Origin of the sequence: Streptomyces sp. NBC_00400 (assembly GCF_036048035.1) — a bacterium.
Taxonomy (GTDB): domain Bacteria; phylum Actinomycetota; class Actinomycetes; order Streptomycetales; family Streptomycetaceae; genus Streptomyces.
In genome coordinates this window covers 2438553-2463472 of record NZ_CP107940.1, presented here as the reverse complement: position 1 = coordinate 2463472, position 24920 = coordinate 2438553, and the positions used below count along the sequence as shown (strand labels likewise).

17 protein-coding genes are annotated in these 24920 nt (G+C 71.3%); 4 read left to right on the top strand and 13 right to left on the bottom strand.

The window, feature by feature from the left end; all coding sequences use genetic code 11:
• Nucleotides 1–86 precede the first annotated feature (86 nt).
• Both OHS81_RS10665 and OHS81_RS10660 read left to right on the top strand, forming a co-directional pair.
• Nucleotides 87–653 (top strand): DUF6114 domain-containing protein, encoded by a 567-nt coding sequence (locus OHS81_RS10665; protein WP_328384580.1) that lies wholly within the window; start codon nt 87–89, stop codon nt 651–653.
• Between the two features lie 85 nt (nt 654–738).
• Nucleotides 739–1923: a hypothetical protein gene (locus tag OHS81_RS10660; protein ID WP_443058679.1), complete on the top strand. Its 1185-nt coding sequence runs from the start codon at nt 739–741 to the stop codon at nt 1921–1923.
• 110 nt (nt 1924–2033) lie between these two features.
• Here the strand turns inward: OHS81_RS10660 and pyk are convergent, their stop codons facing one another.
• From pyk to pta, 3 genes are all read right to left on the bottom strand, one after another.
• A complete protein-coding gene (gene pyk / locus OHS81_RS10655; protein WP_328384578.1) occupies nt 2034–3461 on the bottom strand; it encodes a pyruvate kinase in 1428 nt (475 codons plus the stop codon).
• Between the two features lie 61 nt (nt 3462–3522).
• Nucleotides 3523–4758, bottom strand: coding sequence for an acetate kinase (locus tag OHS81_RS10650; RefSeq protein WP_328384577.1), 1236 nt, complete (start codon nt 4756–4758; stop codon nt 3523–3525).
• Nucleotides 4759–4812: 54 nt separating this feature from the next.
• Nucleotides 4813–6909: a phosphate acetyltransferase gene (gene pta / locus OHS81_RS10645; protein WP_328384576.1), complete on the bottom strand. Its 2097-nt coding sequence runs from the start codon at nt 6907–6909 to the stop codon at nt 4813–4815.
• Between the two features lie 231 nt (nt 6910–7140).
• Here pta and OHS81_RS10640 point away from each other — a divergent pair, with 231 nt between their 5' ends.
• Entirely contained in the window at nt 7141–8166 is a 1026-nt protein-coding gene (locus OHS81_RS10640) for an ATP-dependent 6-phosphofructokinase (RefSeq protein ID WP_328384575.1), read from the top strand.
• Between the two features lie 92 nt (nt 8167–8258).
• Here OHS81_RS10640 and OHS81_RS10635 read toward each other — a convergent pair whose 3' ends face one another.
• From OHS81_RS10635 to OHS81_RS10610, 6 genes are all read right to left on the bottom strand, one after another.
• The gene (locus OHS81_RS10635; protein ID WP_328384574.1) at nt 8259–10808 is read right to left on the bottom strand and encodes an ABC transporter permease; all 2550 of its coding nucleotides are present in this window, start codon (nt 10806–10808) and stop codon (nt 8259–8261) included.
• Nucleotides 10809–10889: 81 nt separating this feature from the next.
• The gene (locus tag OHS81_RS10630) at nt 10890–11690 is read right to left on the bottom strand and encodes an ABC transporter ATP-binding protein (RefSeq protein WP_443058678.1); all 801 of its coding nucleotides are present in this window, start codon (nt 11688–11690) and stop codon (nt 10890–10892) included.
• 248 nt (nt 11691–11938) lie between these two features.
• A complete protein-coding gene (locus tag OHS81_RS10625; protein WP_328384573.1) occupies nt 11939–12061 on the bottom strand; it encodes a hypothetical protein in 123 nt (40 codons plus the stop codon).
• Nucleotides 12062–12070: 9 nt separating this feature from the next.
• Entirely contained in the window at nt 12071–12304 is a 234-nt protein-coding gene (locus tag OHS81_RS10620) for a hypothetical protein (protein WP_328384572.1), read from the bottom strand.
• A 13-nt stretch (nt 12305–12317) separates the two neighbouring features.
• Nucleotides 12318–12998, bottom strand: a complete 681-nt coding sequence (locus OHS81_RS10615) for a response regulator (protein ID WP_328384571.1) — start codon at nt 12996–12998, stop codon at nt 12318–12320.
• Nucleotides 12999–13038: 40 nt separating this feature from the next.
• Nucleotides 13039–14700: a sensor histidine kinase gene (locus OHS81_RS10610; protein ID WP_328384570.1), complete on the bottom strand. Its 1662-nt coding sequence runs from the start codon at nt 14698–14700 to the stop codon at nt 13039–13041.
• 166 nt (nt 14701–14866) lie between these two features.
• Here OHS81_RS10610 and OHS81_RS10605 point away from each other — a divergent pair, with 166 nt between their 5' ends.
• The gene (locus tag OHS81_RS10605) at nt 14867–16273 is read left to right on the top strand and encodes a cation:dicarboxylate symporter family transporter (RefSeq protein WP_328384569.1); all 1407 of its coding nucleotides are present in this window, start codon (nt 14867–14869) and stop codon (nt 16271–16273) included.
• A 180-nt stretch (nt 16274–16453) separates the two neighbouring features.
• Here the strand turns inward: OHS81_RS10605 and glgB are convergent, their stop codons facing one another.
• The 4 genes from glgB to OHS81_RS10585 all read right to left on the bottom strand — a co-directional run bounded on the left by glgB (nt 16454) and on the right by OHS81_RS10585 (nt 24619).
• A complete protein-coding gene (gene glgB / locus OHS81_RS10600) occupies nt 16454–18922 on the bottom strand; it encodes a 1,4-alpha-glucan branching enzyme (protein WP_328384568.1) in 2469 nt (822 codons plus the stop codon).
• A 114-nt stretch (nt 18923–19036) separates the two neighbouring features.
• On the bottom strand, nt 19037–20542 hold the full coding sequence (locus OHS81_RS10595) for a maltokinase N-terminal cap-like domain-containing protein (RefSeq protein ID WP_328384567.1): 1506 nt from the start codon (nt 20540–20542) through the stop codon (nt 19037–19039).
• 358 nt (nt 20543–20900) lie between these two features.
• Nucleotides 20901–22619: a maltose alpha-D-glucosyltransferase gene (gene treS / locus OHS81_RS10590; protein WP_328384566.1), complete on the bottom strand. Its 1719-nt coding sequence runs from the start codon at nt 22617–22619 to the stop codon at nt 20901–20903.
• A complete protein-coding gene (locus tag OHS81_RS10585; protein WP_328384565.1) occupies nt 22616–24619 on the bottom strand; it encodes an alpha-1,4-glucan--maltose-1-phosphate maltosyltransferase in 2004 nt (667 codons plus the stop codon). The genes treS and OHS81_RS10585 overlap by 4 nt, the downstream gene beginning before the upstream one ends.
• Between the last annotated feature and the right edge of the window lie 301 nt (nt 24620–24920).

Here is a 24920-nt window from a genome sequence, read left to right as displayed (position 1 = left end):
TTCCCCGTGCCCGTACGCCGGGTAGCGCCCGGTAGGACACCTCAGCACAGAACCACCGATTTGCCAGTCCCGAGGAGCTGTACGACATGAGCGCCGACACGCGACCACGGCTGATCGAGACCATCGGCCGGAAGCGGCTTTCGTTCCGGGAGTGGCGCGGACACCGCCCGTTCTGGGGCGGCATGCTGACTCTGCTGGCCGGCATCCCGATCATGTACATCCCTTACGCGAATCTCACGATCGGTTCCCTGACCGTCCGCATGGCGACCACCGCCGGCGCCGGCTCGCTGATCATCGGCGTACTGCTGGTCGTGCTCGGCCTGACCATGTGGTTCCAGCCCGCTTCGCGCGTTTTCGCGGGTGTGGCGGCGATTCTGCTCTCCCTCGTCTCCCTGGTCGTCTCGAACTTCGGCGCCTTCCTGATCGGCTTCCTCCTGGGGCTGATCGGCGGTGCGCTGGGAGTCTCCTGGGCACCGGGCAGGGCCGAGCGGAGCGGGGACGACGCCGAGGAGCCGGCCCGCAAGACGGTCGCCGGCCCGGTGGTCGCCACGCACCCCGCGCCGGCCGGCGGTCCCAGGTCGGTCAATGGACTGGACGACCTGTCAGGAACGAGCCCGACCAACGGAACGAACGGGAGGCACCGTGCCGGGTGACGAGCTGCACGAGAGCGCAGCTGCCGGGGCGAGAACCGGGCCGAGGCACGCGGCGCCGAGGAAGCCGCTGCTGACTCGGCTCCACGTGCCCGCAGGCAAGGCGATAGCCATTGCCGCCATGCCGTCCGCCGTGCTCATGGGCATGGGGCTGACGCCCCAGATGGCGATAGCCAAGCCGGCGCCCAAGAGCCCCTTCAAGGACGGCCCGTGCGTCACCGCCCCGGACAAGGTGGACGACAAGGACGCCAAGTCCAAGGACGGTGCGGCGGACAAGAAGGACGACGCACAGGGCAAGGACGGCACCAAGCCGTCCGGCGGGCCCTCCGCCTCGCCCTCGGCCGGGAAGGACGCCGGCAAGGCGCCCGCGCCCGCGCCGTCCGGTTCCTCGAAGACCGATGAGCCTTCGGGCTCCGCGACCCCGTCGCCGTCGTCCTCCGAGGAGAAGAAGGACGACGGGGGGCTGCTGGGCGGCATCGGTGACGCCCTCGGCGGTCTCCTCGGGGACAAGTCGAAGGACGACACCTCGGCGTCGCCGAGCCCGTCGGCGTCCGAGCCGGCCTCGCCGAGCCCTTCACCGTCCGCGTCCAAGGACTCCGGCTCCGCCACCGACAAGGTCACCAAGCCGGTCACGGACACGGTCAACGGCCTCAAGGACGGCGCGGACAAGGCCGGGGACGCCGTCAAGAACGGGTCGAAGACGGTCAACGACACCGTCCACGGCGCGGTGGGCACGGCGGACAACGCCCTGCCCGGCGGCGGCCTGGACGGCAAGGACGCCGGCGGGAAGAAGTCCTTCCCCTGCGTCGTCGAGAACAAGCAGAAGGGCAAGGCCGAGCAGACGCCCGCCACCCTGCCCGACGACCCCTGGCACCTGGAGTCCAGCGCGCTCACCCTGCGCGGTCTGAACTACGAGGGCGTCGTCAACGTCCAGACGCAGAACGGCCACACCAAGCAGGCCCTGAAGTTCACCGCCGACAGCGTCGACATCGGCGATCTGCACCAGATCGTCGACGACCCGACGTCCGGCAAGCACTACCACGTCCAGGGCGCACCGGGCTCGACGTCCACGATCCGCGGCGGCAAGGTGACGATGTACACCGAGCGGCTGCAGGGCAACCTCTTCGGTCTGATCCCGATCGTCTTCGACCCCGAGCACCCGCCGCCGATCAACGTCCCGTTCGCCTACTTCACCAAGGTGAAGATCGACCAGGCGGGCCAGTTCGGCGGCAATCTCCACATCCCGGGTCTGCACCAGTCGATCACTGACTGAGGATCACCGGTGCGGGCCGGGGATCACCGGCCCTTCCGGGAGCCGCAGAAAACGGCGGTGGGCCGTCCCCTTCCGGGGGCGGCCCACCGCCGTTTCGGGTGCCGGGGGCGTCAGGCCTGCTCGCCGCCGAGGTGGTGCACCCGGACCATGTTGGTGGTGCCGGGGACGCCGGGGGGCGAACCGGCGGTGATCAGCATGGTGTCGCCCTCGCTGTAGCGCTTGAGCTTGAGCAGTTCGGCGTCCACCAGGTCGACCATCGCGTCGGTGTTGTCGACGTGCGGCACGACGAAGGCGTCGACGCCCCAGCTCAGCGTGAGCTGGTTGCGGGTGGACGCCTCGGTGGTGAAGGCCAGGATCGGCTGGGCCGCGCGGTAGCGGGAGAGGCGGCGGGCGGTGTCACCGGACTTGGTGAAGGCGATCAGCGCCTTGCCGTCCAGGAAGTCCGCCATCTCGCACGCCGCGCGGGCCACCGAACCGCCCTGCGTACGCGGCTTCTTGCCGGGCACCAGCGGCTGCAGGCCCTTGGAGAGCAGTTCCTCCTCGGCCGCCTCGACGATCTTCGACATCGTCTTGACGGTCTCGATCGGATAGGCGCCGACGGACGACTCGGCGGAGAGCATCACCGCGTCGGCGCCGTCGAGGATGGCGTTGGCGACATCGGACGCCTCGGCGCGGGTCGGCCGGGAGTTGGTGATCATGGACTCCATCATCTGGGTCGCCACGATCACCGGCTTGGCGTTCCTGCGGCACAGCTCCACCAGGCGCTTCTGCACCATCGGGACCTTCTCCAGCGGGTACTCCACCGCCAGGTCACCACGGGCGACCATGACGGCGTCGAAGGCCATCACGACCTCCTGCATGTTGGCGACCGCCTGCGGCTTCTCGACCTTGGCGATGACCGGGACCCGGCGGCCCACCTCGTCCATGACGCGGTGCACGTCCTGGACGTCCTTGGCATCCCGCACGAAGGACAGCGCGACCATGTCGCAGCCCATCCGCAGGGCGAACTTGAGGTCTTCGATGTCCTTCTCGGACAGCGCGGGGACGTTCACCGCGGCGCCGGGCAGGTTGATGCCCTTGTGGTCGGAGATGACCCCGCCCTCGATGACGATGGTGCGCACCCGCGGGCCGTCGACCTCGACGACCTGCAGGGCGACATTGCCGTCGTTGATCAGGACCGGGTCGCCCTTGGACACATCGGCGGGCAGGCCCTTGTAGGTCGTACCGCAGATGGTCCGGTCGCCGGGGACGTCCTCGGTGGTGATGACGAACTCGTCGCCGCGCACCAGCTCCACGGGGCCGTCGGCGAAGGTCTCCAGACGGATCTTGGGGCCCTGCAGGTCGGCCAGCACGCCGACCGCGCGACCGGTCTCCTCGGAGGCCTTGCGGAGGCGGTGGTACCGCTCCTCGTGCTCCGGCTGGGTCCCGTGGCTCATGTTGAAACGGGCCACATTCATGCCGGCCTCGATCAGCGTCTTCAGCTGGTCGAAAGAGTCGACGGCGGGGCCCAGGGTGCAGACGATTTTGGAACGGCGCATGGGCGGAATCCTATCGGTTTGTTTAGCGGCGGAATATTTAGGTAGGCGGAAACACCGAGACCTAGGCGCTGACCAGGGCGTATGCCTGCTGGGCGATCTCCAGCTCCTCGTCCGTGGGCACCACGGCGACCGCAACCCGGGCGTACTCCGGCGAGATCAGCCGGGGCTCGTCGGACCGTACGGCGTTGAGCGAGGCGTCCACGGCCATCCCCATCTCCTCCAGACCGGCGACGGCGGCCTCGCGCACCGGGGCGGCGTTCTCCCCGACGCCCGCGGTGAACGCCACCGCGTCGACCCGGCCGAGCACCGCGCTGTAGGCGCCGATGTACTTCTTCAGCCGGTGGATGTAGATGTCGAAGGCGAGCGCGGCGCGCTCGTCACCCTCGTCGATCCGGCGCCGGATCTCCCGCATGTCGTTGTCGCCGCACAGCCCGATCAGACCGCTCTTCTTGTTGAGCAGGGTGTCGATCTCGTCCGCCGACATCCCCGCCACCCGCCCCAGGTGGAAGGTGACCGCCGGGTCGATGTCGCCCGAGCGGGTGCCCATGACCAGGCCCTCCAGCGGGGTCAGACCCATCGAGGTGTCCACGCAGCGGCCGCCGGCCACCGCCGAGGCGGAGGCGCCATTGCCCAGGTGGAGCACGATGACATTGACCTCGGAGGGGTCCTTGCCCAGCAGCGCCGCGGTCTTGCGGGAGACGTAGGCGTGCGAGGTGCCGTGGAAGCCGTAGCGGCGGATGCGGTGGGCGTCGGCGGTCTCCACGTCGATGGCGTAGCGGGCCGCGTACTCCGGCATCGTGGTGTGGAAGGCGGTGTCGAAGACCGCGACCTGCGGCAGGTCGGGGCGCAGCGCGAGGGCGGTCCGGATGCCGGTGATGTTGGCCGGGTTGTGCAGCGGGGCGACCGGCACCAGCCGCTCGATCTCCTGGAGCACCGCGTCGTTGATCACGGTCGGCTCGGTGAACTTCAGCCCGCCGTGCACCACCCGGTGGCCGATCGCGGCCAGCTGCGGGGAGTCGAGGCCGAGGCCGTCGGCGGACAGCTCCGCGGCGACGGCCTTCAGCGCGGCCTCGTGGTCGGCGATCGGGCCTTCCGTCTCGCGCTTGTCGCCCCCGGTGGCCAGCGGGGTGTGGACCAGGCGGGAGTTCTCCTCGCCGATCCGCTCGACCAGCCCGACGGCGAGCCGGCCCGCGGCCGAGCCGCCGGCCGACTGCGTGTCGGTCATGTCGAGCAGCTGGTACTTCACCGACGAGGAGCCGGAGTTGAGGACGAGGACGCGGGTACCGGTGGCAGTCATGGAGCGCTTTCCGATGGGGGGCGGGGAGGGGCGGGGACGGGGGGAGCGGCCGGGTCAGGCGGTGGGGCCGGCGCCGGGACGGGCGCCCTGTGCCTGGATGGCGGTGATGGCCACGGTGTTCACGATGTCCTGTACCAGGGCGCCGCGCGAGAGGTCGTTGACCGGCTTGCGCAGGCCCTGCAGGACCGGGCCGACGGCGACCGCACCGGCCGAGCGCTGCACGGCCTTGTAGGTGTTGTTGCCGGTGTTGAGGTCCGGGAAGATCAGCACAGTGGCCTTGCCGGCCACGTCGGAGTCGGGGAGCTTGGTCTGCGCGACCGCCGCGTCCACCGCAGCGTCGTACTGGATCGGGCCCTCGACCAGCAGGTCGGGGCGCAGCTCGCGGACGATCTCGGTGGCCTTGCGGACCTTGTCGACGTCCGCGCCGGAGCCGGAGGTGCCGGTGGAGTACGACAGCATCGCGATCCGCGGCTCGACGCCGAACTGGGCGGCGGTGGCGGCCGACTGGATGGCGATGTCCGCCAGCTGTTCGGCGTCCGGGTCCGGGTTGACGGCGCAGTCGCCGTAGACCAGGACCCGGTCGGCCAGGCACATGAAGAACACCGAGGACACGATCTGCGCGCCCGGCCGGGTCTTGATGATCTCGAAGGCGGGCCGGATGGTGGCGGCGGTGGAGTGCACCGCGCCGGAGACCATGCCGTCGGCCAGGCCCTCCTCGACCATCAGGGTGCCGAAGTAGGAGACGTCCGCGACCACGTCGAAGGCCAGCTCGATGCTGACGCCCTTGTGGGCGCGCAGCGCGGCGTAGCGCTCGGCGAACCGCTCACGCAGCTCGGAGGTCTCCGGATCGATGATCTGGGCGCCCGCCAGGTCGATGGCGAGATCGGCGGCGCGCTTGAGGATCGCCTCCTCCTCGCCCAGCAGGGTCAGATCGCAGACATCGCGGCGCAGCAGCACATCGGCGGCCCGCAGCACCCGCTCCTCGCTCCCCTCCGGGAGGACCACCCGGCGGCGGCCGGAGCGGGAGCGCTCGATCAGCTCGTGCTCGAACATCATCGGCGTGACCCGGCCGGAGCGGGCGACGGAGATGCGGTTGGTCAGCTCCACGGTGTCCACATGCCGCTCGAACAGGCCGAGCGCGGTCTCCGCCTTGCGCGGTGAGGCGGCGTTCAGCTTGCCCTCGATCGCGAACAGCTCGCCGGCGGTCGGGAAGGATCCGCCGGGGACGGAGACCACCGGGGTGCCGGGGGCGAGGCGGCCGGCCAGCGCCATGATGTCGGGGCCGGGCCGCTCGTCCAGGGTGAGCAGCACACCGGCGATCGGCGGGGCACCGGCGCTGTGCGCGGCGAGCGAGCCGATGACCAGGTCCGCCCGGTCTCCGGGGGTCACCACGAGCGCGCCGGGGGTCAGCGCCTTGAGGAACGTCGGCAGCATGGCGCCGCCGAAGACGAAGTCCCTGGCGTCCCTGGCGAGGCCCGAGTCGTCGCCGAGCAGCACCTCGGCACCGAGGGTGTGCACGATCTGGCCGACGGTCGGCGCGGAGAGCGAGCCGTCCTCGGGGAGCGCGTAGCAGGGCACGGGGAGCCGGGCGGAGAGCCGGTCGACGACCGCCTCGCGGTGCTCGGGGGCCACCCGGTTGACGACCACGGCCACGACGTCGCAGCCCAGCGAGTGGTAGGCGCCGTAGGCGTTGCGGGCCTCGGCGCGTACGGACTCCGCCTCCTGGCCCTGGCCGCCGACGACGGCCAGCACGGCGGCGCCGAATTCGTTGGCGAGCCGTGCGTTGAGGTTCAGCTCGGCCGGGAGGCTGGTGGCGGCGAAGTCCGAGCCGAGGACCAGGACGTACTCGTAGTCCCTGGCCACGGCGTGAAAGCGGTCGACGAGCCGGGAGACCAGCTCGTCGGTGCCGCGTTCGGCCTGGAGGGCGGAGGCCTCCTCGTAGCTGAGCCCGTACACGGTGTCGGGGGACTGGGTGAGCCGGTAGCGGGACCTCAGCAGGTCGAACAATCGGTCGGGCCCGTCGCTGTGGGTCAGCGGGCGGAAGACCCCCACCCGGTCGACATGGCGGGTCAGCAGCTCCATGACCCCCAGCTCGACGACCTGGCGGCCGTCGCCGCGGTCGATACCGGTCACGTACACGCTCCGCGTCACGTGTGCTCTCCGATCCCATCGATGGCCTCAAGGTCAAAATAAGTCGTTATTGTGGGCGTGCCCCTCTTGACAATACCTATGTGTGTAGATAGGTCGCTCTCCCAGTTTCCCTTGCGGAGTCCGTGCGAGGACAGTGGGGGTGAGGTCCGTGGAGCGAGGAGGGCGGGTCGGCCCGTGAAACAATCGGACCGGCTCACACGAACCGACAGCGAGCACAGGAGACCCAGCACGATGCGTATCGGAGTCCTCACCGCAGGCGGCGACTGTCCTGGTCTGAACGCTGTGATCCGGTCTGTTGTCCACCGTGCCCTCACCGGTCACGGCGACGAGGTCATCGGCTTCGAGGACGGCTTCAAGGGGCTGCTCGAAGGCCGCTACCGCAAGCTCGACCTCGAGGCGGTCAGCGGCATCCTGGCCCGCGGTGGCACCATCCTCGGCTCGTCCCGGCTGGAGCGCAACCGGCTCCGCGAGGCCTGCGAGAAGTCCAAGGACCTCTCCAAGGACTACGGCATCGACGTCCTGATCCCGATCGGCGGCGAGGGCACCCTCACCGCCGCCCGGATGCTGGCGGACGCCGGGATGCCGGTCGTCGGCGTCCCCAAGACCATCGACAACGACATCTCCTCCACCGACCGCACCTTCGGCTTCGACACCGCCGTCGGCGTGGCGACGGAGGCGATCGACCGCCTCAAGACCACCGCGGAGTCGCACCAGCGCGTCATGGTCGTCGAGGTGATGGGCCGGCACGCCGGCTGGATCGCGCTGGAGTCCGGGATGGCCGGCGGCGCCCACGGCATCTGCCTGCCGGAGCGTCCCTTCGATGTGAACGACCTGGTCAAGATGGTCGAGGAGCGGTTCGCCCGGGGAAAGAAGTTCGCGGTCGTCTGTGTCGCCGAGGGTGCCCACCCGGCCGAGGAGACCATGGACTACAAGAAGGGCGCGATCGACCAGTTCGGCCACGAGCGGTTCACCGGCATCGGCAACCACCTCGCCGTCGAGCTGGAAAAGCGCCTCGGCAAGGAGGCCCGCCCGGTCATCCTCGGCCACGTCCAGCGCGGCGGCACCCCCACCGCGTACGACCGGGTGCTCGCCACCCGCTTCGGCTGGCACGCCGTCGAGGCCGCGCACCGCGGCGACTTCGGCCGGATGACCGCGCTGCGCGGCACCGACATCACGATGGTGCCGCTGCACGAGGCGGTCACCGAACTCAAGACGGTGCCCGACTGGCGGATGGACGAGGCCGAGTCGGTCTTCTGAGCCCCGCTGCTTCCCGCACACACCAACGGCGGCGCGCCTGTCCTCGGTTGAGGGCAGGCGCGCCGCTTTTGTGGGGGGTGGCGGTCAGGCGGTCACTGGGCGCCGATGGCCTCCAGCATGTTCAGCCGGGCCGCGCGGCGGGCCGGCCAGAGTGCGGCGAGCACCCCCACGACCAGCGCGATCAGCAGGAAGAGCCCGAGCCGGCCCCAGGGCAGCAGCAGTTCGTACGTCGGGAGCCCCTGGCTGATCAGGTTGCCGCCGGCCCAGGAGAGGAAGATGCCCACGCCGATCCCCAGGACCGCGCCGAAGAGCGAGATGACCACCGACTCCAGCCGGACCATCTGCTTGATCCCGGTGCGGGCCAGCCCGATCGCCCGCAGCATCCCGATCTCGCGGGTCCGCTCGAAGACCGACATGGCCAGGGTGTTGACGACGCCCACCACCGCGATGATCACGGCCATGCCCAGCAGTCCGTAGACGATGTAGAGCACGGTCTCGATCTGTCCGGCGTTCTCCTTGCGCAGGTCGGCGTGGTCCTGGACCTTCAGCAGCGGGCTGTCCCCGAGGGCGTGCCGGATCTGCTTCTCCAGCTCCTCACTCGCGCCGCCCCGCGCCTTCACCAGCAGCTCTTCGTTCTTCAGCTCGGTCATGTGCGGGTCCACCAGGGAGGTGGCGCCGACGGCTTCGCCGATCACCGGGTTGTCCGCGTAGATTCCGGCGATCTTCAGCTTCGCCGTCTTCTTGTCGAAGAACGTCGCGTTCAGCGTCTCGCCGGTGTGCCAGCCCTGCTCCTTGGCCGCGGTCTGCGAGATCGCGATCTCGTCGGCTCCGTGCGCCGCTGAACCGCTCGTGAAGTCCAGCCGGGCGACCTTGCCGACCGCCGCGAGGTCGGTGCCGGTGAGGCCCGCATAGTGCCCGCCGACCTCGAAGCCGGAGCGGCGCAGCGGGGCCATCGCCTCGACGCCGGGGAGGTCCGCCACCTTCTTCGACAGCTCGACGTCCAGGCCGGTGAACGTCGAGGTCCCGACCTTGAAGTCGGCCTTCAGCCCGTTGGCCGTCATCTTGTCCATGGCCAGCTGCGCCGAGTTCCCGACGACCGTCATCCCCGTGATCAGGGTGAGACCGATCATCAGCGCCGACGCGGTCGCCGCCGTACGGCGCGGGTTGCGCAGCGCGTTCTGCTTGGCCAGCTTGCCGCCGATGCCGAAGAGCCGGGTGGTGAGCAGGCCCGCCAGCGAGACCAGGGGCCGCGACAGCAGCGGCGCGAGGATGATGACGCCGGTCATCGTCAGCAGCGAGCCCGCCATCGCGACCGGTATGTCGTCGGAGGACTTCAGCGTGGAGACGTAGAACATGACCGCGACACCGAGGCCGGTGACGATCGCGCCGAGCGAGTTGCGGATCACCAGGCTGCGCAGCGCCGGCGGCGCCTCGACGGTGTTGAGCGCTTCCACCGGGGCGATCTTCGCCGCCTTGCGGGACGGCAGCCACGCGGCCAGTACGGTCACCACGACACCCACCGCGAGCGAGGAGAGCACCGCGGCCGGGCTGATGATGACCGGACCGTCCGGGAAGCCCGCACCATTGGCGTCGAGCACCGCCCGCAGGCCCACCGCGATCCCGGCGCCCAGCGCGAACCCGACGACCGAGGAGACCAGGCCCAGCAGGCCCGCCTCGGCCAGCACCGAGCGGACCACCTGCCGCCGGGAGGCGCCGACCGCGCGCAGCAGGGCGATCTCCCGGCTGCGCTGGGAGATCAGCATGGTGAAGGTGTTGGCGATGATGAAGATGCCGACGAACAGCGCGATCCCGGCGAAGACCAGCAGCGTCTGGCTCAGGGACTTGTTCTGCTCGGCGATCATCCGGGACTGCTCGGCGGCGAGTTCGGTGCCGCTGGTGGCCTGGGCCCGGTCCTTGGGCAGGATCGCGCGGACCTTGGCGGTCAGGGCCTGCTGATCGGTGCCGGGCGCGGCACCCACCACCAGCTCGTCGAACTGCCCGGGGTGCAGATACAGCTTCTGCGCGGTGGCGGTGTCGAAGAGCGCGAGGCTGCCGCCCGCGGTCACCTGCGGGTCGTCGGTGGTGACGATGCCGACCAGCCGCTTCGTCAGCACCGGGCCGTCGGTGGCGAACCGCACGGCGTCGCCGACCTTGTAGTGGGCCGCCTTGGCGGTGGCCTCGTCCAGCGCGATTTCGTCCCCGGCGGCCGGTCCGCGGCCCTGCATCAGCGGGTAGCGGGCGTCGTAGCCGTCCTTGTCCGGCTGGAAGTTGGTGGCGAGGTTCTGCCAGCCCTTCCCGATCGGTATGCCGTCCGGGCCGGCGAGCGTCGCGGTGCCGGTGACATCGCGCCGTACGGACTGCACGCCCGGCAGCGCACGGACCTTGTCCGCCAGCTTGTCGTCGAGGAGGGTGGTGCGCTTGCCGTCCTTGCCGGTCGGCGGGGCGTTGTCTTCGGCGACGGCCGAGACGGAGACGGCCACCCCCGCGAGGTTCTTGGCGGAGGCCTTCTTGATGGCCTCGCCGACGGTGTCACTGAAGATGAGGGTGCCGGCGACGAAGGCGACGCCGAGCAGCACCGCGAGCGCGGTCATCATCAATCGGGCTTTGTGCGCAAGGACATTGCGCAGGGCGGTTCGCAGCATGGTGGTGGTGTCAGTCCTGGTCCGGTGGCTCGGGATGAAGGGCAGCGCGCCCGGGAGCGCGGTGGTGCGGTGTGCCGGGCGTCAGCGCGTACGGCCCTTGGCGTCGAACAGCCGCATCCGGTCCAGGACGGCGTCCGCGGTCGGCTCGTGCAGCTCCTCGACGATCCGGCCGTCCGCGAGGAAGACCACCCGGTCCGCATAGCCCGCGGCGACCGGGTCGTGGGTGACCATCACGACCGTCTGCTGCATCGCCTGCACCGACTCCCGCAGGAAGCCCAGCACTTCGGCGCCCGAGCGGGAGTCGAGGTTGCCGGTCGGCTCGTCCGCGAAGATGATCTCCGGCTGGGCGGCCAGTGCGCGGGCGACCGCGACACGCTGCTGCTGGCCGCCGGAGAGCTGGGCCGGCCGGTGCGCGAGCCGGCCGGACAGGCCGACGGTCTCGATCACGGCGTTCAGCCATTCCTGGTCGGGCTTGCGCCCCGCGATGTCCATCGGCAGGGTGATGTTCTCCAGCGCGCTCAGCGTCGGCAGCAGGTTGAACGCCTGGAAGATGAAGCCGATCTTGTCCCGGCGCAGCCGCGTCAGCTGCTTGTCGTTCAGCGAGGACAGCTCCACGTCGCCGATCCGGGCCGAGCCGGACGAGATCGCGTCCAGTCCGGCCATGCAGTGCATCAGCGTCGACTTGCCGGAGCCGGACGGACCCATGATCGCGGTGAACCTGGCCTTGCCGAATTCGACCGAGACGGAGTCCAGCGCGACCACACGGGTCTCCCCCTGGCCGTAGACCTTGCTCAGATCCGTGGCACGGGCGGCGACGGCACCGTCGGCGCGAGCGGGGGCGGGGGAACCGGGAAAACCCGGAAAGGCGGCCGGGTGGGACACGGGGAACTCCTGGAGAGGGACGGACGTTTCGATGTCCCCATTCTCGAAGGCGCAGGTCGGCCCGCACCTCGGCCGCAAGGACCGAAAGCCGCACCGGCCGGAAGTTCCATCCGCGGGCCCGGCGTCATTCTCTGGACGGACGGCCGTCCGACCTGGGGCCGACGGGGCGTCTCGGGGTGACCCTGACCTCTCGGCTTTTGCCGGCGCGTCTCTGCGGTACCGGGGCGCCTCGGCGAGGAGGGAAGACCTCAGGGCCGCGGCTCGCCGGCCCGGGCCCGGAATTCCGCCAGGATGCCGTCGGGAAACGCGCGTCCCGCCCTGCCGGCTTCCTCGGCGCTGTCCGAGCCGCCCCGGTTGAGCGTAGCGGTCATGGCCGCCTGCTACGCGCCGTGCAGCTCCTGCAGGACGGCCCGGAGCTGCTGCCGCGACAGCGGTACGACCTTGCCGACCGGCCGGACGCAGGCCTGCCGGCGGGTGGTGGCGGCGCTGGTCAGCAGCTCGGTCAGAGGGCCGTCCTGCCCGGTGAAGCGGACCCGTGCGGGCAGGACGCAGAGCCGGCACCCCGGCGAGCGCCGCGGCCTGCCGGTCGTTGCCCGAGGCTCGTAGGAAACCACCGGTCACGGCCGGTCAATGGCCCGACCACCGGTAGCGCAGCTCGGGGCGGCCGACCTGGCCGTACTGAGGGGCGCGGGCGGCCCGGCCGCTCTCCACCAGATGTTCGAGATAACGGCGGGCGGTGATCCGGGAGATGCCCACATCGGCGGCCGCCTCGGTCGCCGTCAGCCCGCTCCCGGCGGCCCGCAGCACATCGGTCACCGCCCGCAGGGTGGCCGCGGTCAGCCCCTTGGGCAGCGCGGCCGGACGCGGTGCGCGCAGCGCCGCGATCGCCCGGTCCACCTCGTCCTGCCCGCTGGCCTCGCCGGTGGTGGCGCGGAACTCCGCATAGCGGGTGAGCCGGTCGCGCAGGGTGGCGAAGGTGAACGGCTTCAGCACGTACTGCACCACGCCGAGCGAGACGCCCTCGCGCACCATCGCCAGATCCCGGGCGGAGGTGACCGCGATGATGTCGGCGGTGTGGCCGGCCGCGCGCAGCGTCCGCACCAGCTGCAGCCCGTGGCCGTCCGGCAGATAGAGGTCGAGCAGCAGCAGATCGACGGCGTGCGCGTCGAGATGGCGGCGGGCGTCGCCGCCGGAGTGCACGGTGCCGGAGACCGTGAAGCCGGGCACCCGTCCCACGTACAGGGCGTGTGCGTCGGCGGCGACCGGATCGTCCTCGACGACGAGGACCCGGATGTCGGAGGGGGTCACCGGGCGCCTCCTCTCGGGCCGGGACAGGCTCTGGCCCCGCTCATGCCGGCGCGCCCGTCCGCAGCGGCAGCCGTACGGTGAACCGCGCGCCGCCCTCGGGTGCCCGGTCCAGGGTGACGGTGCCGCCGTTGCGGCGCACCGCCTGCTGGACCAGGGCCAGGCCGAGACCGCGGCCCCGGGCGGGCGCGGCCGCGGCCTGCTTGGTGCTCCAGCCCCGCCGGAAGATCTCCTCGGCGGCGTCCGCGGACACCCCGGGGCCGCTGTCGGCCACCCGCAACAGCAGCTCGCCGCCGTCCGCCCGCGCGGTGACGCGCACCCGCGGCGGCCCGGCGACGGTGTGTTCCGGGGTGGGCGCGGCGGCGTCGAGGGCGTTGTCGAGGAGGTTGCCCAGCACCGTCACCAGGTCGCGGGCCGGCAGGCCGGGCGGCAGCAGCCCGTCGTCGATCCGGCTGTCGGCGGTCAGGGTCAGTTCGACGCCCCGCTCGTTGGCCTGCGCGGCCTTGCCGAGCAGCAGCGCGGCGAGCACCGGCTCGGCGACCGCGCCGACGACCTGATCGGTCAGCGCCTGCGCCAGCTCCAGCTCCGCGGTCGCGAACTCCACGGCCTCCTCGGCCCGCCCCAGCTCGATCAGCGAGACCACGGCGTGCAGCCGGTTGGCAGCCTCGTGGGCCTGCGAGCGCAGCGCCTCGGTGAAGCCGCGGACCGAGTCCAACTCCCCGGACAGCGCCTGCAGTTCGGTGTGATCGCGCAGGGTGACCACGCTGCCGCGCCGCTCCCCGCCGGAGACCGGTGCGGAGTTGACCACCAGCACCCGCTCGCGGGTCAGCTGCAGCTCGTCGACGCGGGGTCCCGGCGCCAGCAGCGCCTCGGTCAGCGGCTCCGGCAGCCCCAGCTCCGTGACGTGGCGGCCCACCGCGTCCTGCGACAGCCCCAGCAGCTCCCGCCCGCCGTCGTTGATCAGGGCGACCCGGCGCTGCCCGTCGAGCATCAGCAGCCCCTCGCGCACGGCGTGCAGCGCGGCCTGGTGGTACTCGTGCATCCGGCTGAGCTCCGCCGCGTTCATCCCATGGGTGTGCCGGCGCAGCCGGGCGTTGATCACATACGTCCCCAGGCCGCCGAGCGCCAGCGCCCCCGCGGCCACGCCCACCAGCGCCAGGACCTGGTTGCGCAGCTGCTCACTGATCGTCTCGATGGTGATCCCGGAGCTGACCAGCGCCGTGATCCGGCCACCGCGCTGTGGATCACGGACCGGTGCGACGACCCGTACGGACGGTCCGAGCACCCCCATATGTGTCTCGGGGAAGACCCTGCCGTGCAGCGCAGGGCCGATGTGCCCCAGGTACTTCTTGCCGATCGCGGACGGCTCGGGGTGCGTCCAGCGGGTCCCGTCCGGGGCCATCACCACCACGAAGTCGACACCGGCATCGCGCCGCAGCCGCTCGCTGTACGGCTGGAGTGCGGCCGTCGGGTCCTTGGTGCGCGCGGCGGCCACCACCGCCGGGGAGTCGGCGACGGCGGTGGCGGCGGCCGTCGCCTGCCGCCGTGCGGTCTCCTCCGCCTGCCGTCCCGCGCTGAGGTACGCGAAGAGCACGCAGCCCACGACGACCACCGCCACCAGCACCACCTGCATGGCGAAGAGCTGCCCGGCGAGGCTGCGCGGAGGGCGCAGGCGCCGGGACGGGCGGGGTCGGGGGAGTCGCATACAGAACAGTCTGCACGGTCACTTTCACAACCGTCCGTGCGGTCACTTTTACGTGAACGAAATGTACGCAAGGGTGACGGGCGCCACAGCGGCGTGCATAGTCGCCGGAACTTGTTGTGTGACAGAGCCGCAGATCAGCGCACAGCCGTAGACCGAGGAGACAGCCGTGGCTGCACAGACCCCGTTGTCCGGGGGCACCACCGAGGAGACCGCACCGGCGAAGCGGGACCGGACCCACTTCCTCTACATCGCCGTGATCGGGGCGGTACTGCTCGGCATCATCGTGGGCTTCGCCGCCCCCGGTGTCGCCGTCCAGCTCAAGCCGCTCGGCACCGGGTTCGTGAACCTGATCAAGATGATGATCGCGCCGGTCGTCTTCTGCACCATCGTGCTGGGCGTCGGCTCGGTGCGGAAGGCCGCCAAGGTCGGCGCGGTCGGCGGACTGGCCCTCGGCTACTTCATGGTGATGTCCACCGTGGCGCTGGCCATCGGCCTGGTCGTCGGCAACCTGCTGGACCCCGGCTCCGGCCTCCACCTGACCGAGTCCGTCCGGCATGCGGGCCACGCCCAGGCCGGAGGCGGCGGGGAGTCGCTGTCCGACTTCCTGCTCGGCATGATCCCCACCACCCTGGTCTCCGCCTTCACCCAGGAGCAGGTGCTCCAGACGCTGCTGGTGGCGCTGCTGGTCGGCTTCGGACTGCAGGCGCTGGGCGCGGCGGGCGAGCCGGTGCTGCGCGGTGTGGGGCACCTCCAGAAGCTGGTCTTCCGGGTGCTGTCCATGATCATGTGGGCGGCGCCGGTGGGCGCCTTCGGTGCCATCGCGGCGGTGGTCGGCGAGACCGGCCTGGACGCGCTGAAGTCACTGGCCGTCATCATGATCGGCTTCTACACCACCTGTGTGCTGTTCGTGATCGTGGTGCTCGGCGCGCTGCTCCGGCTGATCGCCAAGGTCAACGTCTTCCAGCTGCTGAAGTACCTCGGCCGGGAGTTCCTGCTGATCCTGTCCACCTCCTCCTCGGAGTCGGCGCTGCCCCGGCTGATCGCGAAGATGGAGCACCTGGGCGTCAGCAAGCCGGTGGTCGGCATCACCGTCCCCACCGGCTACAGCTTCAACCTCGACGGCACCGCCATCTACCTGACGATGTCCTCGCTGTTCGTGGCCGAGGCGATGGGCAAACCGCTGCCGCTCGGCCAGCAGATCTCGCTGCTGGTGTTCATGGTCATCGCGTCGAAGGGCGCGGCGGGCGTCACCGGCGCGGGACTTGCGACCCTGGCCGGCGGCCTGCAGTCGCACCGCCCCGAACTGGTCGACGGCGTGGGCCTGATCGTCGGCATCGACCGCTTCATGAGCGAGGCGCGCGCCCTGACCAACTTCGCCGGCAACGCGGTGGCCACCATCCTGATCGGCACCTGGACCAAGGAGATCGACAACGCCCGGGTGGCGGAGGTGCTGGCCGGCCGGGCGCCCTTCGACGAGAAGACGATGACCGACGACGCCTCCGCGGAGCCGGCCGCCCCGGAGGTCGTCGGGCCGCGGGACGGCGAGGAAGCGAAGACGTCCGCCACGGTCTGATCCCGGGCCGCGGGAAATGCGAAGGGGCGGGTGCCGGATGCGGCGCCCGCCCCTTCGCTGCGACCTGCGGACGCGGCGCCCGCCCCCTCGGCGTGACCGGGCGCTGCACCGCTGCACACCGCTTCACCTTGCTGTACACCCGGCGCGCCCGCCCCTCTCGGGCCCGCAGCCGTGCGGCGGTCAGGCCGGTCGCAGCCAGAGGGTGGCCAGCGGGGGGAGGACGGGGGAGACGGAGGCGGTGCGGCCGTTCCAGGGCGTCGGTTCGGTCTTGAGGGCGTCGGGGTTGGTGATGCCGCTGCCGCCGTAGCGCGGGTCGTCGGTGTTGAGGACTTCCCGCCAGGCGGGGACGTGGCCGGGGACGCCGAGCCGGTAGGCATGGCGGACGACGGGCGAGAAGTTGGTGACCGAGATCAGCGGAGAGCCGTCGGCGGCGAAGCGCAGGAAGGAGAAGACGTTGTCCTCGCGCGCGTCACCGTCGATCCAGGAGAAGCCGGCCGGGTCGGTGTCGCGCTCCCACAGCGCGGGGGTGGCGGCGTAGCGGCGGTTCAGCTCGCGGACGAGATCGCGTACGCCCCGGTGGTCGGGCTCCGCCTCGTACGACGGGTCGAGCAGCCACCAGTCCGGTCCGTGGCTCTCCGCCCACTCCGCCCCCTGGGCGAACTCCTGCCCCATGAAGAGGAGTTGCTTGCCGGGATGGGCCCACATGAACCCGAGGTAGGCCCGGTGGTTGGCCCGCTGCTGCCACCAGTCACCGGGCATCTTCGACACCAGTGCGCGCTTGCCGTGCACCACCTCGTCGTGGGAGATCGGCAGGACGTAGTTCTCGGAGTAGGCGTAGATCATGGAGAAGGTCATCTCGCCGTGGTGGTACTTGCGGTGCACCGGCTCCTTGGAGACATAGCCGAGGGAGTCGTGCATCCAGCCCATGTTCCACTTCAGCCCGAAGCCCAGACCGCCGAAGCCGCCGGGGCCCTCATGGTGGGTGGCACGGGTGACGCCGTCCCAGGCCGTGGACTCCTCGGCGATGGTCACCACACCGGGGCAGCGGCGGTAGACGGTCGCGTTCATCTCCTGGAGGAAGGCGACCGCATCGAGGTTTTCCCGGCCGCCGTGGACGTTCGGGGTCCAGCCGCCGTCCTCGCGCGAGTAGTCCAGGTAGAGCATCGAGGCGACGGCGTCCACCCGCAGGCCGTCGATATGGAACTCCTCGCACCAGTACACGGCGTTGGCGACCAGGAAATTACGGACCTCGGTGCGGCCGTAGTCGAACTCCAGGGTGCCCCAGTCCGGGTGCGCGGCCCGTGCCGGGTCCTGGGGCTCGTAGAGCGGGCGGCCGTCGAACTCCGCCAGCGCCCAGTCATCGCGCGGGAAGTGCGCCGGCACCCAGTCCATCAGCACGCCGATGCCGGCCCGGTGCAGTGCGTCGACCAGGAACCGGAAGTCGTCCGGGGTGCCCATCCTGGCGGTGGGCGCATAGAACCCGGTCACCTGGTAGCCCCACGAGCCGCCGAAGGGGTGCTCGGAGACCGGCATGAACTCGACGTGGGTGAAGCCCAGGTCCTTCACATAGGCGGGGAGCTGCACCGCGAGCCGGCGGTAGGTGAGGCCGGGGCGCCAGGAGGGAAGATGCACCTCGTAGACGGAGAACGGCGCCTCGTGCACGGGCCGTTCGCCGCGCCGGGCCATCCAGTCGGCGTCCGTCCAGCGGTAGTGCGAGGCCTCCACGACCGAGGCGTTGGCGGGCGGGCATTCGGTCCGCCGGGCCATCGGGTCGGCGCGTACGGTCCGCGAGCCGTCCGGCCGGGTGATCTCGAACTTGTAGAGCTCGCCCTCGCCGATGCCCGGCAGGAAGAGCTCCCAGACGCCCGAGGAGCCCAGCGAGCGCATCGGGTGGCCGGTGCCGTCCCAGTAGTTGAAGTTGCCGACGACCCGCACGCCCCGGGCATTGGGCGCCCAGAGGGTGAAGCGGGTACCGGTCACCCCCTGGTGCTCCGTGATCCGTGCGCCGAGCGCCTGCCACAGCTGCTCGTGCCGGCCCTCGGCGAGCAGATGCAGGTCCAGTTCGCCGAGCGTGGGCAGGAAGCGGTAGGGGTCCTGCACCGTCAGGGTGTTGTCGCCGTAGTCGACCAGCAGCTCGTAGTCCGGGACCGTGCGCAGCGGCAGCACTCCGGCGAACAGCCCGTCGCCCTCGGCGGGCAGGTCGGCGCGCAGCCCCTTCGCCAGGACCGTGATGCGCCGGGCGCAGGGCTTGAGGACCCGGATGAGCAGTCCGCCGCGGACGGGGTGGGCACCGAGCAGCCCGTGCGGATCGTGATGGGCACCGTCCAGGAGCCGGCCGCGGTCCTCGTCGGACAGCGGCGCGGCGGGCCGGACCCCATGGCTGCCGGCTCCCGACGGCACCGCACGGGACGGGCCCGCAGGCGCGGCCGCCCGGCCGGGCGTCGCCCTCTCCCGGGGAGCGGACGGCCGGGTGGGCGAGGCACCGGCCGCGGGGCCGGCGAAGGTACCCCGCGCGGCCGCCGCGGGTGCGACGGCCGGCGGCCGGGGCGTCGCCGCGTGGCCGGACCGCCCCGCCGCGCTGTCGTCGGCCGGGCCCGGAGCGGGCGCGGTGTCGGGGGTGGTGGGACGGGACGGCGGGCGGGCGGTCACGAGAGGCCTCCTCGGGGCGGGGCGGGGCGGGGCGGGGCGGTGCGTCGGTCGGGTCTCGGGGCGTACGGGCGTAGGGGCGTGCGCGCGGCGGATCGGCGGTTCGTCTGCGGCCCCTCACCCCCGGCCGTGGTCGGACCCGGCGGGCCGGCCCGGCCGGCTGTCCGCCCCCAGGGCCGGCTCCCCGCCGGCCGCCAGCCGCCGGACGGCGGCCATCGGGACGGACAGCCAGTCGGGCCGGTGCCGGGCCTCGTAGAGCACCTCGTAGACGGCCTTGTCGGTCTCGTAAGCGCGCATCAGTTCGGGCGCCGAGCGCGGATCGAGCCCGCCGGCCTCCGCATAGCCCCGGCAGTAGGCGTCACGGGTGCGCCGGGCCCACTCCAGCGACCAGGGGTCCCCGCCGGCCGGGCCGCTGCGCGCGGCATAGTCGAAGGACCGCAGCATCCCCGCGATGTCCCGCACCGCCGGCTGGAGGCGGCGCCGCTCGGCCAACGGGCGGGCCGGTTCGCCCTCGAAGTCGATCAGCGACCAGCGGCCCTCGTCGGCGGAGCGCAGTGTCTGGCCCAGGTGCAGATCGCCGTGGATGCGCTGGGCGGCCCAGCTGCGGCCGTCGTGGCCGGTCGCGGCCAGCGCGTCGAACGCGGTGCGCAGCCGGGCGCGGTAGGGCTGCAGGACGGGCACGGCGCGGGCGGTGGCGTCCAGCCGCTCGTGCATCTGGGCGGCGATCACCTCCAGCTGCGGGCGGCGCAGCTCCGTGGTCGGCAGCGTCTGGGCGAGCGCGGTGTGCACCTCGGCAGTGGCATGGCCGAGCGCCCGCGCCGAGCCGGTGAAGTCGGCGCGGACGGCCAGCGCGTTCAGCGCCAGCTGCCAGCCGTCCGCCGAGCCCGGCAGGAACGGCTGCAGCACGCCCAGCGTCGTCGCCTCGCCGCCCTCCTCGGCGGCCGCCGACTCGTACCAGGCGGCGGGCGCGGGCACCCGCGCGCACTTGGCGTCCGACAGCGCCCGCGGCAGCTCCAGATCCGGATTGACCCCCGGCTCGATCCGCCGGAAGACCTTCAGGATGAACGAATCCCCGTAGACGATCGAGGAGTTGGACTGTTCGACGGCGATCGGCCGGCCCGGCAGCCCGGAGGGGATCTCGGCATCGGGCTCCCGGCAGAAGCGCAGCGCCCCGAGCCGGCCCGGCACCCGCAGCCGCTCCAGCAGGAGCCCGCACAGCCGGTTGTCGAGGAGCGCGTCGTAGACGGTGCGGCCGTGCAGCGGGCCGCCGCCGGGACGGCCGATCACCGCAGGCGCCAGTTGCGGGGGCAGGGCCGGATGCACCCCCAGCAGAAGCTGATAGCAGTCGCCGCCGACGGGCGTACGGCTCGGTGGCGCGCTCTGCTGGGCGCGGACGAGCAGGAGCAGCAGGCCGGGTGCGCTGCCGTCGGTGCACGGCAGCAGTTCGGTCGCCGAGAGCAGCGTGAAGCCGGTGATCAGCCGCCCCTTACCGGCGAACCAGCGCTGGCGCGGTACCCATTCGGCGAGCAGGGGGGCCAGCGAGGACAGCAGATCGGGGGCGGCGGCGAGCGGGCGGTGATCAGGGGTGTTGCGGGTGGCACGGGTCGAGGCGGTGTCCGACATGGCGTCGCGTCCTTTCCCCGGGCACACGACATATAGGGCAAAGTGTCCCGGAATACGGCCTTGACTGTGCGATGGCGCGGTGGGGGTACCCCCAGACGGAGGCTGCTGGTGAGGCACCCGGACGGGGGTCCGGAGGCGGGCACCGGGCGAGCTCGTCCGTACGGCAGCGGCGATTCCGGCGTGCCCTGCTCCGCTGCGCGGCGGATTCCCTCCCGGGCCGGGGGGACCGACGATGGCTCACCCGGCCCGTGCGGTAGTAGGGAGGGTGCCCGAGCGAAAGGTCAAAAAACGCCCGTACGCGCCAGGCGGCCGCGTACGGGCGTCTTTCCGGCACCCGTGCCCGGTCAGGGCTCCGGCGCTATCCGGAGTTTCTGCGCAGCCGGAACCAGTAGAACCCGTGGCCCGCGAGGGTCAGCAGGTACGGCAGCTCCCCGATGGCGGGGAAGCGGACGCCGCCGATGAGTTCCACCGGATGGCGGCCGCTGAACGACCGCAGGTCCAGCTCCGTGGGCTGGGCGAAGCGCGAGAAGTTGTGCACGCACAGCACCAGGTCGTCGTCCGCGCCACCGGAGCCCGGCGCCTCGCGCAGGAAGGCCAGCACCGCCGGGTTGGTGGAGGACAGCTCGGTATAGCTGCCGAGCCCGAACGCGGGGTTCTGCTTCCGGATCTCGATCATCCGGCGGGTCCAGTGCAGCAGCGAGGACGGCGAACTCATCGCGGCCTCGACATTGGTGACCTGGTATCCGTAGACCGGATCCATGATCGTCGGCAGGGAGAGCCGGCCCGGGTCGCAGGAGGAGAACCCGGCGTTGCGGTCCGGCGTCCACTGCATCGGCGTCCGTACCGCGTCGCGGTCGCCGAGCCAGATGTTGTCGCCCATGCCGATCTCGTCGCCGTAATAGAGAATCGGCGAACCCGGCAGGGACAGCAGCAGGGCGGTGAAGAGCTCGATCTGATTGCGGTCGTTGTCGAGCAGCGGGGCCAGCCGCCGGCGGATACCGATATTGGCGCGCATACGCGGGTCCTTGGCGTACTCCGCGTACATGTAGTCGCGTTCTTCGTCCGTGACCATTTCGAGGGTCAGCTCGTCATGGTTGCGCAGGAAGATGCCCCACTGGCAGCCGGACGGAATCGCCGGGGTCTTCGCGAGGATTTCCGACACCGGATAGCGCGATTCGCGCCGCACCGCCATGAAGATGCGCGGCATGACCGGGAAGTGGAACGCCATATGGCATTCATCGCCCCCGACGCCGTAATCGCCGAAGTAGTCGACGACGTCCTCCGGCCATTGATTGGCCTCGGCCAGCAGCACGGTGTCCGGGTAATGGGCGTCGATCTCCGCGCGGACCCGCTTGAGGAAGGCGTGCGAGGCCGGCAGGTTCTCGCAGTTGGTGCCCTCCTCGGCGTAGAGGTAGGGCACCGCGTCCAGCCGGAAGCCATCGATCCCCAGGTCGAGCCAGAAGCGCAGGGCGGAGATCATCTCCTCCTGGACCGCCGGGTTCTCGTAGTTGAGATCCGGCTGGTGGGAGAAGAAGCGGTGCCAGAAGTACTGCTTGCGGACCGGGTCGAAGGTCCAGTTGGAGGCCTCGGTGTCGACGAAGATGATGCGGGCGTCCGCGTACTGCTTGTCGTCGTCGGCCCACATGTAATAGTCGCCGTACGGGCCCTCGGGGTCGGTGCGCGACTCCTGGAACCACGGGTGCTGGTCGCTGGTGTGGTTCATCACCATGTCGATGATCACCCGCATACCGCGGTGGTGCGCGGCGTCCACGAATTCCACGAAGTCGGCCAGGTCACCGAATTCGGGAAGCACCGCGGTGTAATCGGCGACATCGTAACCGCCGTCCCGCAGGGGGGATTTGAAGAACGGCGGCAGCCAGAGGCAGTCCACCCCCAGCCACTGCAGATAGTCGAGCTTGGCCGTGATGCCCTTGAGGTCGCCGATTCCGTCGCCGTTGCTGTCCTGGAAGGAACGCACCAGGACTTCGTAGAAAACGGCCCGTTTGAACCAGTCGGGATCGCGGTCCTTCGCCGGGGTGTCCTCGAACGTGTCGGGGACAGGCTCATTGACGATCAATTGGGTGACCCTCCGATCGGTGAGGACGGTCGCAGCGACAGCACATGGGCGGGCGCGAGAGAGCGGCCCGGCTCCAGGCGCACATAGTTGTCCCTGCCCCAGTGGTAGGTATCGCCGGTGAGCTCGTCGCGCACCGGAAAGGACTCGTGCCGGCCGAGGCCGAGTTCCGGCATGTCCAACGACACCGTCGCCTCGTGGGTGTGGTGCGGGTCGAGGTTGACCACCGTGAGCACCGTGTCGGCCCGGTCGCCGTGCCCCTCGTGCTTGGAGAAGGCGAGGACGGCGTCGTTGTCGACGTGGTGGAAGTGCAGGTTGCGCAGCTGCTGCAGGGCAGGATGCCGGCGGCGGATGCGGTTGAGCGTGGTGATCAGGGGAGCGATGGTGCGTCCCTCCCTGGCCGCCGCATCCCACTCGCGCGGCCTCAGTTGGTACTTCTCCGAGTCGAGGTACTCCTCGCTGCCGCGGCGCAGCGGCACCGACTCGCAGAGCTCGTATCCGGCATAGAGGCCCCAGGTGGGGGAGAGGGTGGCGGCCAGGACGGCACGTACCTCGAAGGCGGCACGGCCGCCCTCCTGGAGGTAGGCGTGCAGGATGTCCGGCGTGTTCACGAAGAAGTTGGGCCGCAGATAGCCCGCGCTCTCGCCGGACAGCTCGGTCAGGTAGTCGGTCAGCTCCTGCTTGGTGTTGCGCCAGGTGAAGTACGTGTACGACTGGTGGAAGCCGATCCGGGCGAGGGTGTGCACCATGGCGGGGCGGGTGAAGGCCTCGGCGAGGAAGAGCACGTCGGGGTCGGTGCGGTTGATCTCGCCGATCACCTTCTCCCAGAAGGCCACCGGCTTGGTGTGCGGGTTGTCCACCCGGAAGATCCGTACGCCCTTGGCCATCCAGAAGCGCAGCAGGCGTTCGGTCTCGCGGACCAGCCCGCGGAAGTCGGCGTCGAAGGCGATCGGGTAGATGTCCTGGTACTTCTTCGGCGGGTTCTCGGCGTAGGCGACCGAGCCGTCCGCGCGGCGGTGGAACCACTGGGGGTGCAGGGTGACCCAGGGGTGGTCGGGTGAGCACTGCAGCGCGAAGTCCAGGGCCACCTCCATCCGCAGCTCGCGGGCGGTGCGGACGAAGTGGTCGAAGTCCTCGAAGGTGCCCAGGTCCGGGTGGAGGGCGTCATGGCCGCCGGCCGGCGAGCCGATGGCCCAGGGGGAGCCGACATCGTCCGGGCCGGCCGACAGTGCATTGTTGGGGCCCTTGCGGAAGGAGGTGCCGATGGGGTGGACCGGCGGCAGATAAACCACGTCGAAGCCCATGGCGGCGACGGCCGGCAGCCGGTCGGCGGCGGTGCGCAGGGTCCCGCTGACGGCGGTGCCGTCCGCGGTCACGGTGGCGCCCTCGGAGCGCGGGAAGAGCTCGTACCACGAGCCGTACAGGGCCCGCCGGCGCTCCACGACCAGCGGCATCGGGCGCGAGACGGTCAGCAGCTCGCGCAGCGGGTGGCGGTCCAGCGCCGCGGTGACCTGGGGGGAGAGCGCCGCGGCGAGCCGGGTCGCGGCGGGCAGCTCGGGGTTGCGCAGGGTGTCCACGGCGCTGAGCACCGACTCCCGGCCGTCGCTCTTGGGGACCTCCGAGGCGGCCCGCTCGTGGAGGTCGGCGCCCTCGGCGAGCACCAGCTCGGTGTCGATGCCCGCCGGGATCTTCACGGCGGCGTGCTGCCGCCAGGTGGTGACCGGATCGGACCAGGCCTCGACGGTGAACGACCAGCGGCCCTCGATGCCGGGGGTGACCTCGGCGCTCCAGCGGTCGCTGCCGGGTGCCCGCTCCCGCATCGGGGTCCAGGGGCCGCAGCGGCCGGCCGGATTGCGCAGCACCACATTTGCCGCGACGGCGTCATGCCCTTCGCGGAAGACGGTGGCCGAGACCTCGAAGGTCTCGCCCACCACCGCCTTCGCCGGGCGGCGGCCGCAATCGATCTGCGGGCGGATGTCCAGAACAGGAATGCGACCGATCATGGGCTCACCTGGGTTTGTGGCGCTTTGCGGGGTTTTGTCCTTTGTATCCGCTCCACGGCGGGGGTGCCGGGTGCGCGCATGGGCGCTCCTGTCCGCTTTCACTCGGCTGGCGGATGACACGGCGGGGCGGGTCGGCGCTCCTCCGGCCTCCGGTCGGTGGTTCCCCCGGTGGATGCTGTGCAGGTGGGCGATGCGGGTGAGCACGGGCGTGCCCGGTGGGCCTGTCCGTGGGCGGCGGCCGGGCGGCTGCCGGACGGGCCGGCGGGAGGTGCCCCACGGGTGGGTGGCCACGGGCCCGCCG